The 15707-nt window shown below is 43.6% G+C and carries 13 protein-coding genes; 9 read left to right on the top strand and 4 right to left on the bottom strand.

The features are described from left to right. Positions 1–13 precede the first annotated feature (13 nt). The 4 genes from HMPREF9064_RS03400 to HMPREF9064_RS03385 all read left to right on the top strand — a co-directional run bounded on the left by HMPREF9064_RS03400 (position 14) and on the right by HMPREF9064_RS03385 (position 3655). Positions 14–913 (top strand): siderophore ABC transporter substrate-binding protein, encoded by a 900-nt coding sequence (locus HMPREF9064_RS03400; protein ID WP_032997933.1) that lies wholly within the window; start codon positions 14–16, stop codon positions 911–913. 75 nt (positions 914–988) lie between these two features. Beyond that, the gene (locus HMPREF9064_RS03395; protein ID WP_006718797.1) at positions 989–1954 is read left to right on the top strand and encodes an ABC transporter permease; all 966 of its coding nucleotides are present in this window, start codon (positions 989–991) and stop codon (positions 1952–1954) included. Further along, the gene (locus tag HMPREF9064_RS03390) at positions 1944–2885 is read left to right on the top strand and encodes an iron chelate uptake ABC transporter family permease subunit (RefSeq protein ID WP_006718799.1); all 942 of its coding nucleotides are present in this window, start codon (positions 1944–1946) and stop codon (positions 2883–2885) included. The genes HMPREF9064_RS03395 and HMPREF9064_RS03390 overlap by 11 nt, the downstream gene beginning before the upstream one ends. 11 nt (positions 2886–2896) lie before the next feature. After that, positions 2897–3655 (top strand): iron ABC transporter ATP-binding protein, encoded by a 759-nt coding sequence (locus tag HMPREF9064_RS03385; RefSeq protein WP_006718800.1) that lies wholly within the window; start codon positions 2897–2899, stop codon positions 3653–3655. Between the two features lie 87 nt (positions 3656–3742). Here HMPREF9064_RS03385 and mepM read toward each other — a convergent pair whose 3' ends face one another. Continuing rightward, on the bottom strand, positions 3743–5272 hold the full coding sequence (gene mepM / locus HMPREF9064_RS03380; RefSeq protein WP_006718802.1) for a murein DD-endopeptidase MepM: 1530 nt from the start codon (positions 5270–5272) through the stop codon (positions 3743–3745). 197 nt (positions 5273–5469) lie between these two features. Between mepM and znuC the strand changes: the two genes are divergently transcribed. Both znuC and znuB read left to right on the top strand, forming a co-directional pair. Then, positions 5470–6243, top strand: a complete 774-nt coding sequence (gene znuC, locus HMPREF9064_RS03375; protein WP_032997934.1) for a zinc ABC transporter ATP-binding protein ZnuC — start codon at positions 5470–5472, stop codon at positions 6241–6243. A gap of 11 nt (positions 6244–6254) precedes the next feature. Next, complete coding sequence (znuB, locus tag HMPREF9064_RS03370) at positions 6255–7040, top strand: zinc ABC transporter permease subunit ZnuB (RefSeq protein ID WP_006718806.1); 786 nt, start codon at positions 6255–6257, stop codon at positions 7038–7040. 90 nt (positions 7041–7130) lie between these two features. Here the strand turns inward: znuB and metF are convergent, their stop codons facing one another. From metF to lptF, 3 genes are all read right to left on the bottom strand, one after another. Beyond that, a complete protein-coding gene (metF, locus tag HMPREF9064_RS03365) occupies positions 7131–8015 on the bottom strand; it encodes a methylenetetrahydrofolate reductase (RefSeq protein ID WP_006718808.1) in 885 nt (294 codons plus the stop codon). 173 nt (positions 8016–8188) lie between these two features. After that, positions 8189–9256 (bottom strand): LPS export ABC transporter permease LptG, encoded by a 1068-nt coding sequence (gene lptG, locus HMPREF9064_RS03360; protein WP_006718812.1) that lies wholly within the window; start codon positions 9254–9256, stop codon positions 8189–8191. A 15-nt stretch (positions 9257–9271) separates the two neighbouring features. Further along, entirely contained in the window at positions 9272–10366 is a 1095-nt protein-coding gene (gene lptF, locus HMPREF9064_RS03355) for an LPS export ABC transporter permease LptF (protein ID WP_006718814.1), read from the bottom strand. 152 nt (positions 10367–10518) lie between these two features. On the opposite strand from lptF, the gene HMPREF9064_RS03350 reads away from it, so the two are divergent. The 3 genes from HMPREF9064_RS03350 (at position 10519) to HMPREF9064_RS03340 (ending at position 15497) form a co-directional block, all read left to right on the top strand. Further along, positions 10519–12009 carry a leucyl aminopeptidase gene (locus HMPREF9064_RS03350; RefSeq protein ID WP_006718817.1) on the top strand — a complete coding sequence of 497 codons (1491 nt, stop codon included), beginning with the start codon at positions 10519–10521 and terminating at the stop codon, positions 12007–12009. 293 nt (positions 12010–12302) lie between these two features. Then, on the top strand, positions 12303–14585 hold the full coding sequence (gene hypF, locus HMPREF9064_RS03345) for a carbamoyltransferase HypF (RefSeq protein WP_006718818.1): 2283 nt from the start codon (positions 12303–12305) through the stop codon (positions 14583–14585). A 96-nt stretch (positions 14586–14681) separates the two neighbouring features. Continuing rightward, on the top strand, positions 14682–15497 hold the full coding sequence (locus tag HMPREF9064_RS03340) for a shikimate 5-dehydrogenase (protein ID WP_006718820.1): 816 nt from the start codon (positions 14682–14684) through the stop codon (positions 15495–15497). The last annotated feature ends 210 nt before the right edge of the window (positions 15498–15707 follow it).

The following is a 15707-nucleotide window of genomic DNA, read 5'->3' on the forward strand; positions in this document are numbered from 1 at the left end:
AAGGAGATTTATGATGTTGAAAAAAACACTGCTAACATTAACCTGTATCGCGATGGCGACATCTGCGTTAGCGAAAGAAATCAGCATTCCAACGGCACGAGGAGAAGTGACATTAGCAGCACCGCCAGCCAAAATTGCAGTATTTGATACGGGAAGCCTTGATACCTTGCAAGCATTAGGTGTGAAAGTAGATGGTGCGGCGGATGTCGGCAAAATACTTCCTTATTTAAAACCAACACTAGAAAAAGCCAAAAATGTCGGTACTATTTTTGAGCCCAATTTAGAGGCTTTAAATGAATTAAAACCAGACTTAATTATTGTCGGCACCCGCACGGCAAAAAAATTTGATGATGTCAGCGCTATTGCAAAAACGATCGATTTAACCGATAACGGCGATAAATTAGTGGAAAGCGGCATTCAACGCATTGACAGTTTCGGTCGTTTATTTGATAAACAAGCGGCAGCAGACAAGTTAAAAGGTGAATTGGAAACCTTATTAAAAGACACTAAAGCCGCCGTGAAAGACAAAGGCAACGGTTTAATTATTTTAGTCAACGGTGGCAAAATTTCCGCATTCGGTAGCGGTTATCGTTTAAGTTTTATTCATGATGAACTTGGCGTACCAATGGCGGATCCGAGCATTAAAGGTACCGGTCATGGCCAACCGGCGAGCTTTGAGTTTATTGAAAAAACCAATCCTGACTGGTTGTTTGTGTTAGATCGCATTTCTGCTATTGGCGAAGAAGGTAAAACCGCCAAAGAAGTATTGGATAATGAATTGGTTCGTCGCACTAAAGCCTGGAAAAACGGTAATGTCGTTTATCTCAGTAGCGCTTCCTACTTAGCGCCGGGCGGTGCGGAACAATTAAAAACGGACTTAAACGCGATTAAAACCGCTTTCGAGAAAAAATAATCATGCTTATCGTTCTCTCCGTTGTATCGCCTTCATGCCAAGCGGAGAGAACGTTTTTATTACTTAAAAAACATCATGTCTGGAATTTTCACGTTAAATCGGATTAATTTTTTAATTCTTGTATTACTCGCCGCATTAAGTATTACCGTGGGCGTAGCCGATTTCCATTGGTCTCAATTTTTTTCTCAACCGGAACAAATGCAAGTACTGTTAGTCAGTCGATTGCCTCGTACCTTCGCCGTGATTTTAGTAGGGGCGACTCTTGGCGTGGCAGGCATGGTATTACAAATTGTCTTAAAAAATCGCTTTATTGAGCCGGGCATGATCGGCGCCAGTCAAAGCGCGGCATTGGGGATTTTATTAACCAGCCTATTATTTCCAAGCGCCGCCTTGCTTCTCAAAATGTCCGTCGCCACCGTCTCCGCACTCATTAGCATGGGCATTTTTACCTTATTGTTACAGCAATTGCCGCCACATCAACGTCTCATGGTGCCGTTGGTGGGGATTATGTTCGGCAATATTATTGAGGCGATGACGACCTTTCTTGCCTACGAAACAGACAGCTTACAAACCTTGTCCATTTGGTTTTCTGGCGATTTTTCCGGCATCTTGGCAGGACGTTATGAATTATTATGGCTTACCGCCGCCCTTGCTGTGGTGGTTTATATTATGGCCGATCGTCTGAGCATTACCGGACTGGGGAAAAATATCAGTACCGGCTTAGGGATTAATTATCGTCAAATGACGTGGTTTGCGTTAATTGTGGTGGCGATGATTACTGCGGTAGTCGTAGTCACCGTTGGGCAAATTCCCTTTATCGGCCTGGTTGTACCAAATATTATTTCCCGCTTAGCCGGTGACCGATTACGCCAAAATCTGCCTTCGGTTGTGTTGCTCGGCGCCAATTTGGTCTTGATTTGCGACATTATAGGCCGAGTCATTAACGCACCTTATGAAGTACCGATTTCGACCATTTTCGGCATTGTCGGCACATTGATTTTCCTCTATTTATTATTTAAGGGGAAAGCCAATGCAAAATAATCGCGTCATGTTATTACTCGGTGCCCTACTCACGTTTGCTTGCGTCTTTTTTATGACTTACCACGCGAATGGTAACTGGGATTTCATTTTGCCGTTTCGTGGAAAGAAACTGTTGTTATTGCTGATGATGGCCTACACCATTGGCATATCTACATTGCTATTTCAAACCTTAACCAATAACCCGATTCTAACACCCAGCATTTTAGGCTTTGACTCCTTATATTTATTGGTGCAAAGCATTTTAGTGTTTCTCTTCGGCGGGATTGGATTTACACAACTCAATGTGGCCGGCAAATTTGCCTTTGAAACCTTACTTATGTTGCTTGGCGCACTCCTGTTATTCCGTACACTCAGCAAAAACAACAGCGATCTCGCCCGTATGATTTTGGTAGGGATTATTTTCGGTGTGCTTTTCCGCAGTGTAAATAACCTGCTACAGCGCATGATCGATCCGAATGAATTCGCCGTTGCACAAGGATCTTCCTTTGCCAGTTTTAACACGGTGAACCCAACCTTATTATGGATTGGTACTGTCATTACATTGGTCAGCGCTCTGTGGATTTGGCAACAACGTTTTAAATTAGATGTACTACTACTGGGGCGTGAACGCGCTATCGGATTAGGCTTGGAATATCATCAGTTCAGCCGCCAATTACTCATTTGCTGCGCATTTTTAGTGTCAATTTCCACCGCACTTGTGGGACCGATTCTGTTTTTAGGCTTATTGGTATGTGCCATCGTCAATGCCATTAGCCCGACCATGCACCACAGCATTCGCATCCCAATGACGTTTATGGTGTCGGCCATCACATTAGTAAGCGGTCAAGCCGTGTTCGAACAGGTAATGAAGATGCAGGGTGTGCTTAGCGTAGTTATCGAATTTGTCGGTGGGTTAGTCTTTATCTACCTAATTTTAAGACGGGCAAAATAAGGGAATTTCTTGTGATAAAAATTGAAAATATAACCTATAAAATTAATCAGGCGACGATTTTAAATAACATTAATCTCACCATCCCAAACGGTGGTATTACCGCATTGATCGGCGCTAATGGTGCTGGTAAATCCACGCTACTCTCTTTGGTTGCGCGCTTAAATCCGATTCAACAAGGGCAAATTTGGCTAAATGATATGGATATTGGCGCCACGCCATCACGCACAATTGCGCAAAACCTGGCAATTCTGACCCAAGATAACGTGATTCATAGTCGCATTACGGTAAAAGATTTGTTGATTTTCGGCCGTTATCCTCACCATCAGGGGCGCCCGACGGAAGAAGACAATGCCATTATCCGCGATGCCTTACAACGTTTTGAATTAGCGCCATTGGCCAATCGTTTTCTTAGCGAACTTTCCGGCGGTCAACGTCAACGCGCCCTGATTGCCATGACCTTCTGTCAAAAAACCGATCATGTACTGCTTGATGAACCATTAAATAACCTCGATATGTTCCACGCCCGCGAGCTGATGCGCTTGCTACGCCAACTGACCGATGAACTTGCACTGACCACGGTCATGGTAGTGCATGACATCAATATGGCTGCCGCCTACGCCGACACCATTGTCGCCATGAAAAACGGTGAAATCGCAATGATTGGCACACCTACCGAAATTATCACAAAAGAAAACTTAAAATCTGTGTTTAATTTGGATGCAGACGTGTTGGATTATCAAGGGAAAAGATTAGTGATACATCATATTTGATAAATGGTGGTATGGCTTTTATAAAAAAGTGCGGTCGATTTTCACAATGTTTTTAAAACAGCGGGAAAAACCACCGCACTTTCAAAACTAACGTAACAAGCGTTCTACTTCATTGGCTTTGACAAGGAATTCTTTACGTTCAGCCGTTGCCATACCGCTGCTTCCTCCCGGAAGTTTGACCGTAAGCGGATTCACAGGGCGTCCGTTAATATGAAATTCATAGTGTAAGTGCGGTCCGGTTGAACGTCCGGTATTTCCCGACAATGCAATACGTTCCCCTTTCTTCACACTTTGCCCGGCTTTAACTAAAGGACGGCTCAAGTGCATATACACGGTTTGGTATTCTCGAGAATGACGAATGACCACGTAGCGACCGGCACCATTTGCCTGATACGCAATTTTTTCAACCGTACCATCTGCCGGCGCAATAACCGGCGTGCCTATCGGCATAGAAAAATCCACGCCTTTATGGGGGGCAATACGACCTGTAACAGGATGCAGACGACGTGGGTTAAACGGTGAAGATACACGCGCTTGACGCTGCAATGGATAACGTGAGAAGCCTTTACCTAAGGTTTCCCCTTGGCGGTTATAATAACGTCCGTTCGCTGCTTGAATCGCGTAATAACCTTTTCCTCCAGTCATAATATGAATGGCTTCTACGTTACCTTGACCGGTACGCTTCTCTTCTAAATATTCGCGAGAAACTAAAATCGATATTTTGGTGTCTTTTTTCAGTTGTTTTAAACTCACCTGCCACTGTAACGCAGAAGTCAGTTGATAAATTTGACGATTATCTAAACCTAATTTTTTCAAGCTATTAACAAAAGAACCATCCATTTCGCCACGTAATACTTCCCGTTTCCAAACGCTTTTCTTTTCCAGAATTTGACGGGTAAACTTACCTTCTGACTGTAATTCGTAGATGTATTCTTTTTTCTGTGAAACCAACCAATTCAAATATTCCAATTCACCGTCATTATTCAAAATCCAATAGAACTGTTGCCCTGCTTGTAAATGTTTGAGTTCCGGATAAGCCGCAATCAGTTGTTTACTAGTATCATCCTCTAAACCGGAAAGCTCCAATACATCCTTTAAACTATCGCCTTTCACCACCGTATGACTAAATTGATCTTTGATTCGAATCGCTTGATCCGCCACATCTAAAATATTTACGACAGCATCTTTCGCATCACTTGGCAAAGTATCTAGATCATCAAATTCGTCGTGGGTTTTAACTTCTTCCGATTCGTCATCTTTCCCCACATCATCATAAGAAGTTGCCTCTTCTACGGCATTGAGACTAAAAGTATCAGCTAAAATTTGTGTTTCTTGAACAGCTTCATTAGTAAAAGAAACAACATAGGCGGAAACAGGATAAAGCTCACCTAAAGAGAGAATCTCCTGTAGCAGATTATTCGTATCGAAAAGTGTATTTTTGGTCGAAAGATTGGTATAAGTAGGATTTTTGACGCTCTCGATTTTGTCTTCTGCCGTATCGTTTAAATGCAGAAAAAAACCGGTAAAAATCAACAAAAGTGCCAAAAAGAAAATAAGCGCTTTAATACGCGACTTTCTTTGACGACGCTCTCTTGCTAATTTTACGTGTTGTACCACTTTTGGGTTTCCTTACAACGAATAAGATTTAAGTTTACTTATGACTCAATAAAAATAAAAAAATTCAACGGATAAAGCGAAATTCCTGACAAACGGCGCAATTATACACATAAATTATCGGGGAACTTGTTAAATCATAAAAAATAAGCTATTTTTAGCGCAATTTTTCTCCAATGAAATCTCAAATAGAACCCATCATGCAAATCAATGCAATAAAAGTGCCCTTGGTCGAATTAAAGGACATCAATGTAAAATACGGGCAACAAATCGCACTCAACCACATTAACCTCACCATTTACCCAAACTCGATTATTACTATTGTAGGGCCCAACGGCGGTGGTAAATCTACACTATTAAAAGTCTTACTCAAACTACAACAACCAACGTCCGGTTCTGTGCGCTACAACAAAAATATTCGTATCGGTTACGTTCCGCAAAAGATTCATTTAGACCATAACTTACCTATTACCGTTGAAAAATTTTTATCCTTAAAAAAAGGAATTTCTCGGCAGGATATCCAAGATGCCATGGCGTTGTTGTCCATTAGCCATCTCATTCACAACAGTATGCAAAAACTTTCCGGTGGCGAAATGCAACGGGTTTTACTGGCACGAGCGATTTTAAATAAACCCAATTTATTGGTGTTGGATGAGCCCACTCAGGGCGTAGATATGACCGGTCAGGCAGAGCTTTATCAACTGATTCAGCAGACCCGTGAAAAATTAAATTGTGCAATTTTGATGGTGTCACATGATTTACATATTGTCATGGCTGACACTAACGAAGTGCTGTGTATTAACCAGCATATTTGTTGCGCCGGCACGCCTGAAACTGTTTCAAACGATCCAACGTTTATTCACTTTTTCGGCAATCAGTTTTCTAAAAATATTGCGGTTTATACCCATCACCACAATCATCGTCATGATATGCACGGCGACATTTGCGGCATGGAATCGCCCCATTCACACTAACGATTCATATTATGTTTGATATTCTTTTTCCCGCCTGGATTACAGGCATGGTACTTTCGCTGATTACGGCTCCGCTCGGAGCGTTTGTGGTCTGGCGCAAAATGGCCTATTTCGGTGATACGCTTTCCCACTCGGCGTTATTGGGTGTTGCGCTTGGTATTTTTTTGCAAATCAACCCTTACATCGCCATTTTAGTCCTCACGATCTTGCTTTCCATTGCCATGGTTTGGTTGGAAAATAATACGCAATTTTCTGTGGATACGTTACTTGGCATTATTGCACATAGCTGTCTTTCTATCGGCGTTGTCACGGTCGGTTTGCTCCAAAATGTGCGGGTCGATTTAATGTCCTATTTATTCGGCGATTTACTGGCTATCACTTATGACGATCTCATTTACATCAGTCTTGGCGCCATTGTCGTACTTACTGCATTAATCTATTTTTGGAAACCGCTAATTTCCACCACGATCAGCCCGGAATTGGCTCAAGTGGAAGGGATTAATGTGAAAAGAATGCGCTTTATTCTGATGATCTTAACGGCCTTAACCATTGCCTTGAGTATGAAATTTGTTGGCGCATTAATTATCACCTCCCTCCTCATTATTCCGGCTGCCGCCGCTAAGCGCTTTGCCCGCACCCCGGAAAGCATGGTCGGTATTGCCGTAATTGTTAGTATGCTTGCCGTTTCTATGGGGCTAACTTTATCCGCCTATTACGACACCGCTGCAGGCCCTTCTGTCGTCATTTGCGCCACGTTTCTCTTTTTGTGTTCATTACTGAAAAAAGAACCGAATTAAATTTGCATTCACCACAACCAATACATAAAAAAACGACCGCACTTTAAGAGGAAAACCTAAAGTGCGGTCGCTTTTTTTCATTTTTTTAAATTACAACGTTGGACGAATCCCTAACGTATGGCAAATCGCGTAAGTAAGTTCACTACGGTTTAAGGTGTAGAAGTGGAAGTCTTTTACGCCTTCACGAGATAATACGCGCACCATATCCATAGCGATACTTGCCGCCACTAAATTACGAGTTGTTTGGTCGTCATCTAACCCATCATACATTTTCGCCATCCAGGCAGGAATTTTCACATTAGTGATCGCGGCCATTTTTTGAAGCTGTTTGAAGTTAGTGACCGGTAAAATGCCCGGCACGATTTCTGCATCAATGCCAATAGAGGCACAGCGGTCACGGAAACGCAAATAGCTATCGATGTCAAAGAAGAATTGCGTAATCACGTGATTAGCGCCAGCATCAATTTTACGTTTTAAATTGATTAAGTCCGCTTGTGCTGATTTTGCTTCTGGGTGCACTTCCGGATAGGCTGCAACGGAGATATCAAAGTCGGCTACTTCACGGAGCAATGTCACTAAATCTGCGGCATAAAAAGGCTTTTTCTCATAACCTTTCGGCTCATCACCACGCAACGCCACAATACGGCGAATGCCGCTATCCCAATAATCTTTTGCAATGCGACGTAATTCATCCGGCGTTGCATCAATGCCAGTTAAATGCGGCGCTGCCTCCAAACCGGTTTCCTGCTTAATGTGTTTTACAACACCATGGGTACGTTCACGTTCTCCGGAGTTCGCCCCGTAAGTCACAGAAACAAATTTTGGCTTTAAGACTTTTAAACGATGAATGGATTCCCACAAAATATTTTCCATTTTTTCATTTTTAGGTGGGAAAAATTCAAAGGAAACGTTAATTTTGCCGTTCAAATCGGCTAAGTGTTGATTTAAATTATCAATTTCTTTTGCATAACTCATGCAAGTTACCTCATTTCAACTCTGTCAAAGATGTTATTTAAATTAAAGAGAAAGGGAATATGTGTCAATTTCAAATATTTCATTCATTGAATGAATGAAATTAATGTTTAGTATAAAAAGCCCGTGACAATCACGGGCTTTAAAAACATTGTTTTTTCTTACCGCACTTTTGTCTAATTTCGACGTCGCGCTAACAACCACCAAGTAATAAGCAGGAACAGCACACTTGGCATCAACGCGCCAATAAGCGGCGTGGTGTTATACACCAAGCTGAATTTACCAAACAACTCATTCACTACATAGAACAAGAAACCGAAAGAAATCCCGATAAGAATACGCGCCCCGGCAGTCACGCTACGCAACGGACCAAAAATAAAGGAAAGCGCCAACATCATCATCACGCCTACAGAAACCGGTTGGAGCAATTTACGCCAATAGGTCAACTCGAAATTTCTGGAATCCTGTCCGGTTTCTTTCAGGAAGGCGATGTAATTCGATAACCCCGAAATAGACAATGATGTTGGACGCAATGATGCCACACCTAGTTTATCCGGCGTTAAGTTGGTCTCCCAGTCTTCATTTAAACGATTGATAGTCACCACTTCATCGGGTTGAATACGGGATTCATTGACTTGTCGTAACGTCCATTTGCCATTGTTAAAAGACGCTTGATTCGCATGTTTCATTTTTTCTAATTGGCGTTGTTCATTGAAGGTATAAATATAAATATCGTTTAATTCCACATCATCAGAAATGCTACGCACATACACGAAATTATTGCCGTCTTTTGCCCAAATGCCATTTTTCACCGAAAGCATAGAACCGCCGGAAATAGCTTTGGATCGCATATCACGCGCAAATTGCTCGGTTTGTGGGATTCCCCATTCACCAATCACCATTGTCAACAAGACTAATGGAATAGTCGTTTTCATCACCGCAATGCCGATGCGTATGCGTGAAAATCCTGATGATTGCATCACCACTAATTCACTACGACTGGCAAGATTCCCCAAGGCAATTAATGCACCAAGCAATGCCGCCATAGGGAAAAAGGTTTCTACATCTTTCGGCATAGTCAACACCGTATAAGCAATAGCCTGTAAGATGTCGTAAGTGCCTTTCCCCACACTACGGAATTGCTCTACAAATTTAATAATGGCGGATAATCCCACTAACATGAACAAGGTGGCGAAAATCGTGCCTAAAATACTTTTACCGATATATCGTTCTAAGGTATTCATTCAGTTATCCCTGTTTTAGCGCTTTTTATTCAATGAATAACGAATACGATACATGAATGCGCTATCCCAACTGTTGAGCAAAATCGCCAATAAGAAAAAGCCCCCATTCACCAATGGCATAAATAACGAGGCATCCAATTTGCCTGCACCACCGGCTGATTTCAATGAGCTTTGTAATAAGAAGTAAATTAAATACAACAATAACGCCGGTAACACTTTGGCAAAACGACCTTGGCGTGGATTAACACGACTTAATGGCACGGCTAACAATGCCATGATAGGCACAGCAAGAATTAAGGTTAAACGCCAATGAAATTCGGTTTTCATCGCCGGCGTATCGGCATTTAACAGTTGCATAAGGCTCATTTCACCCGCTTCATTTGAATCATCTTCAACGGCTTTATGACCTAAATAGGCTTGGTATTCATCAAAATGGGTGATGCGGAAATCCGGCAAAATCGCGGTGCCTTCAAAACGATCACTATTTTGCAAACGAAGGATTTGATCACCGTTTGGTAAAGATTTTAACTCCCCTTGCTCCGCCACAATGACTGACGGCTTAGTTTGCCCTTTTGGCTGGGTTTGGAACACATAAACGTTATTAATTTGATTTTCTTGAATGTCATCAATAAACAACACAAAATCACTGTTATTTGCCGTCATAAATTGACCGGCAGACAAGGCGCCCATATTCGGATTTGCCTTTGCCTCCTCAATGATCGCCACTTGTTTATTAATTGCCCATGGACTCAACCATAATGCATTGTATGCTGCCAACGCCCCGGTAAATAACGATAAAATCAAAACGACTTTCACTAAAATTTTTGAGCCTACACCACAGGCGCGCATGACGGTGATTTCACTTTCTGCGTATAAACGACCTAAGGTCAACAAAATCGCAATGAACAAACAAAGTGGCAACATCAGTTGTGCCATGGTCGGCATGCCTAAACCTAGCAAAGAAAAGACTAAATCTGCCGGCACCTGGCCATTCGCGGCAGAGCCCAGTACGCGAACGAGCTGCTGACAAAAAAAGATCAGCAACAGAATAAACAAAATCGCAATCTGGCTTTTAAAAACTTCTTTGGTTAAATATCGGGTTAAAATCACTTTTTTTGCCTATTTTTCTCTTGCTATTTCAGCAAAAGAGATTAAATTCGTTTCACTTTGAAAAAACCAAATTGGGTTTGGCTTACCTAAAGAATAGGTGGCGTATGATACCTTAATTTGACATTTAAAACAGCAAAATAAGCGAGGAAAAAATGAAGTTTAGCGCACAACATTATGCCGTAAATCAAGCGGCAGATTGCCTGATTGTGGGCATTTTTGAAGAAAAAAACCTATCCCAAAGTGCGGTGGAAATTAACAAGATTTCCGATAATTATCTCCTCCATTTGGTGGAAAGCGGTGAACTTAGCGGCAAACTTGGGCAAACCACATTATTGCGCAATGTGCCAAACCTTGCTGCCGAACGACTTCTCGTCGTGGGGTGTGGTAAACGCGGTGAACTCAACGAGCGTCAATTTAAGCAACTTATGCAAAAAACAGCGCAAACATTAAAGGAAACCCAAGCCAAAAGTGCGGTCAGTTTTTTAACTGAAATTCCGCTTAATCAAAGGACGCTTTACTGGAACATCCGCTTTGCTATTGAAACTATCGAACAGGATTTATATCAATTCACTCAATTCAAAAGTCAAAAAACAGCAGAAAAATCTACCGCACTTTCAGAGGTGATTTTTAACGTTGGCGCAGATGAGCTGGCATCCGCCGAACAAGCGATTCAGCATGCCTCTGCAATCGCCCTCGGCGTACGCCTTGCCAAAGATGTGGCAAACTGTCCTCCAAATGTGTGTAACCCGGCATATTTGGCAGACAAAGCGCTAAACTTAGCCGAAACCTCACCGCTGATTAAAACCACCATTGTCAACGAAGCAGAAATGGAAAAATTAGGCATGGGTGCCTATCTTGCCGTATCACGCGGAGCGCACAATGAGGCAAAATTAGCGATTATGGAATACCGTAATGCCCCGAATCCGAACGCAAAACCGATCGTGTTAGTGGGCAAAGGGTTAACCTTTGATGCCGGCGGTATTTCCCTAAAACCGGCTGCGGACATGGACGAAATGAAATACGACATGTGCGGCGCAGCCTCCGTTTATGGCGTGATGAATGCCTTAGCACAACTACAACTGCCGTTAAACGTAATCGGCGTCATGGCAGGCTGTGAAAATCTCCCAGACGGCAACGCTTATCGCCCGGGCGATATTCTCACCACCATGAACGGCTTAACCGTGGAAGTATTAAACACCGATGCAGAAGGTCGCTTGGTGCTATGTGATACGCTCACTTACGTAGAACGTTTCGATCCTGAACTGGTCATTGACATTGCCACCTTAACAGGCGCTTGCGTAGTCGCATTAGGGCAACACAACAGTGGTTTGGTTTCCACCCATGACGACATCGCAGCTGCGCTTGAACAAGCCGCACAACAAAGTGCCGACAAAGCATGGCGTTTACCGTTAAGTGAAGAATACCAAGAACAGTTAAAATCCAACTTTGCCGATTTAGCCAATATTGGTGGACGTTGGGGCGGTGCAATCACGGCAGGTGCGTTCCTCGCCAATTTCACCAAGAAATACCCATGGGCGCACCTCGACATTGCCGGTACCGCATGGCTACAAGGGGCAAACAAAGGTGCTACCGGCAGACCGGTTTCCTTGCTCGTACAATTCCTGTTAAATCAAGTGAAATAAAACACGAAGAACGGCACAGGTTTTGAACATTGGCAGCGCCAATTATCTTCAAAAAAATGAGAAAAAAATGACCGCACTTTGAGAACAGTCCCAAAGTGCGGTCATGCTTATGGTTGTTCATTCTTCAAAAAAATTATTCCTTGATAAAGATCATCATTTTTAATGGTTTTCGCAAAACCACCTCATCGCTAAGCCCTAAATCCAGTAAAATAATTCGATAAAAATAAATAACTTGTTCATACTGTTAAATATTTTTCATAGTTAAAAGCAATAAAAAACGCAACAGGAAGCATATGCAGGGCATTGAATTACGCATAAAAGGCAAAGTGCAAGGCGTGGGGTTTCGTCCTTTCGTCTGGTTATTGGCGAATCAATACGAATTACGCGGCGATGTCAACAACGACGGGCAAGGCGTACTCATCCGCCTGCTTGAACCAACAGCGCAGCAACTGCAACAATTCTTGCATGATCTGCAAACCCAACTTCCCCCGCTTGCGCTGATTACCGATATTCAGCAGCAGGAAAAACCGTGGGAAAATCCACCGTACTTTGACGGCTTTGAAATCCGTGAAAGCGAAAACAACGCCATGGATACCCAAATCGTGCCTGATGCCGCCACTTGCCCCGCCTGTTTGAAGGAGTTATTTGACCCGACCAATCGACGCTATCATTATCCTTTTATCAACTGCACCCACTGCGGTCCGCGTTTTACGATTATTAAAGCCATTCCATACGATCGCAAAAACACCTCGATGGCCGATTTTCCCCTCTGTCCTGATTGCGCAGAAGAATATAAAAATCCTGCCGACCGTCGTTTTCATGCGCAACCGAACGCCTGTGCCGTGTGCGGCCCTCATGTTTGGTTAAGCAATCAAGAAGGCGCGCTTATCGATGAAAAAACACCGATAAAAACCACCGCACTTTTCTTACAACAAGGCAAGATCGTTGCAGTAAAAGGCATCGGCGGTTTTCATCTTGCCTGTGATGCAACTCAGGCTGATGCGGTGCAATTACTGCGCGACCGCAAACACCGCCCAAGTAAACCTTTGGCGGTGATGGTGCCGGATGTGTCTTTTTTAAAGGATCTCACCGAAAAGGAAATCAAATTACTCACCAGCACGGCAGCACCCATTGTGCTATTGGCAAAACACAAAGTCCCCTCATTAGCGGAACAGATTGCACCACAACTCAATGAAATCGGCGTGATGTTGCCAAGCAACCCGTTACAGCATTTATTATTGAGAGAAGTGAATCGCCCATTAGTGATGACCTCTGCCAACCCAAGCGGACAACCGCCGGTATTGGATAATCAAAGTGCGGTGGAATATTTAAGTGACTTGGCGGATTATTTCCTCTGCCACAATCGCGACATTTTGCAACGCGCTGACGATTCCTTAGTGCGTGCGGTGTTTGATGGTGTGGAAATTCTACGTCGCGCAAGAGGCTATGTGCCTGACGAAACCCTGTTGGATCACCACAGCGCACACAATGTGCTGGCATTAGGGTCTGATTTAAAAAACACCTTCTGTTTATTGCGCCAAAATAAAGCCATCGTCAGCCAACACATTGGCGACACCTCGAACGAAAAAGTGCGGTCACAATTAGAAGCGAATATCGCCCTCTTCTGCCAAATCTACCAATTCAAACCGGAACTTATCGCCATTGATTCACACGCCGGTTATTTTACCCATGAAATGGGTAAGCGCTTGGCTGCACAATACCAAATCCCTTATGTAGAAGTGCTCCATCATCACGCCCATATTGTCAGCGTCATGGCGGAACACCATTGCCATGAACAGGTTATCGGGCTTGCGTTGGACGGTATCGGCATGGGTGAAAACGGACAACTTTGGGGCGGAGAATGTCTGTTGGTCGATGAAAAACACTGCCGCTATTTAGGGGGGCTACCTGCGGTAGCGTTGCCGGGGGGCGATCTTGCCGCCAAACAACCTTGGCGCAACTGGTTAGCGCATTTGCATCAATTCGTGCCAAATTGGCAAGAAATCGCCGCCCAAACCTGCGCCAACTATGACTGGCAACTGCTCTCTAAAGCGATTGAACGCAACCTTAACAGCCCACGGATTTCCTCCGCCGGACGCTTATTTGACGCAGTGGCATTTGGCTTGGGCATCACGCCGCCACAACTGAGCTGGGAAGGCGAAGCCGCCTGCCAATTGGAAGTGCTCGCCTCGCAATCGGCGCTCGCCAGTTTGCCATTCGATAAAAGAGAGCTTCCAACCTTAATGCCGCTTAACGCTGAAAATAAATTGGATCTTGCCCATTTCTGGCAAGCATGGATTGCGCTCGATTCGTCCAACGCTGACAAAGCCTTTATTTTTCATTATGCGTTAGCAGAAGGTTTCGCTCAATTGGCTCGCCAACAGGCGCAACGCCATCATTGCGAAACGCTCGTGCTTTCCGGTGGCGTATGGCATAACCAATTATTACGGCGATTGATAAAAGAACAGTTAGCTGAATTTAAGGTATTGAGTGCGCATCAATTTCCGATGGGAGATGGCGGCTTGAGTTTGGGGCAGGCCGTCATCGCAAGTCAATTCAATCTTATTTGTGCATAATTCATGAAAGTGCGGTCGGTTTTCTAAACGTTTTATGGATTATCATTTGCTATACTGAGCGCATCCTTTTTTATCTATACCAATGTGAGGCTTCTTATGCTTAACAAAGATACCCAACTCTGTATGTCTCTGTCCGGTCGTCCCGGCAACTTTGGCACCACATTTCATAATTATCTTTATCAAAAACTTGGTTTGAATTTCATTTACAAAGCCTTCACTACCGATGATATCGAACACGCCGTCAAAGGCATTCGCGCGTTGGGTATTCGAGGCAGTGCAGTGTCTATGCCGTTCAAAGAAAGTTGCATGCCGTTTTTAGACGAAATCTCGCCTTCCGCACAAGCCATTGAATCGGTCAATACCATCGTCAACGATAACGGCATTTTACGCGCCTACAACACCGACTACATTGCCATTGTTAAACTTATCGAAAAATACCAATTGAATAAGAACGATCGCGTGATCGTACATGGCAGCGGCGGCATGGCAAAAGCAGTCGTGGCGGCATTTAAGCATTCAGGCTTTGAAAAGCTCAACGTCTTCGCCCGTAACGAAAAAACAGGTAACTATTTAGCCACACTTTATGGCTACGATTACATATCTTCCCTCGACAATCAAACCGCCGACATACTCGTTAACATCACGCCAATCGGCATGAAAGGTGGAAAAGAAGCTTTCGATCTTGCATTCCCCGAAGCCATGATCCGTCAAGCCAAAACCGCGTTTGATGTGGTCGCTCAACCTGCCGACACACCATTAATCAAAACCGCCCAAGCCTTAGGTAAACAAACCATCTCCGGCGCAGAAGTGATTGTGTTACAAGCTGTCGAACAATTTGAACTCTACACCGGTAAAAGACCAAGCGAAGCTCTCATCGCCGAAGCGGCAGATTATGCGAGGAAAAATGTCTAAAGTGTGGTGGGGTTTGAGCGTGTTTTATCATTTAGACTTTATCGATAGCGTGTGTCGCCGTTGATAGCACCAGCGTCCACGCTGGTGCTTCTTTGGTCCAAGCGTGGACGCTTGAACCATCATAAAGTTACAGCACAGGCTGGGAAGCGTGCGCTATTGGAACCATAGGAGAAAAAACATTTATGAAAATATTAAAAAATTTTACCTTAT

This window comes from Aggregatibacter segnis ATCC 33393 (genome assembly GCF_000185305.1).
In the GTDB taxonomy this organism is placed as follows: Bacteria; Pseudomonadota; Gammaproteobacteria; order Enterobacterales; family Pasteurellaceae; genus Aggregatibacter; species Aggregatibacter segnis.

Coding starts and splice junctions, on each gene's coding strand:
- HMPREF9064_RS03350 (WP_006718817.1), top strand. CDS start 10,519: ATGAAGTTTAGCGCACAACATTATGCCGTAAATCAAGCGGCAGATTGC.
- HMPREF9064_RS03400 (WP_032997933.1), top strand. CDS start 14: ATGTTGAAAAAAACACTGCTAACATTAACCTGTATCGCGATGGCGACA.
- HMPREF9064_RS03390 (WP_006718799.1), top strand. CDS start 1,944: ATGCAAAATAATCGCGTCATGTTATTACTCGGTGCCCTACTCACGTTT.
- lptG (WP_006718812.1), bottom strand. CDS start 9,256: ATGAATACCTTAGAACGATATATCGGTAAAAGTATTTTAGGCACGATT.
- HMPREF9064_RS03340 (WP_006718820.1), top strand. CDS start 14,682: ATGCTTAACAAAGATACCCAACTCTGTATGTCTCTGTCCGGTCGTCCC.
- HMPREF9064_RS03395 (WP_006718797.1), top strand. CDS start 989: ATGTCTGGAATTTTCACGTTAAATCGGATTAATTTTTTAATTCTTGTA.
- znuC (WP_032997934.1), top strand. CDS start 5,470: ATGCAAATCAATGCAATAAAAGTGCCCTTGGTCGAATTAAAGGACATC.
- hypF (WP_006718818.1), top strand. CDS start 12,303: ATGCAGGGCATTGAATTACGCATAAAAGGCAAAGTGCAAGGCGTGGGG.
- metF (WP_006718808.1), bottom strand. CDS start 8,015: ATGAGTTATGCAAAAGAAATTGATAATTTAAATCAACACTTAGCCGAT.
- znuB (WP_006718806.1), top strand. CDS start 6,255: ATGTTTGATATTCTTTTTCCCGCCTGGATTACAGGCATGGTACTTTCG.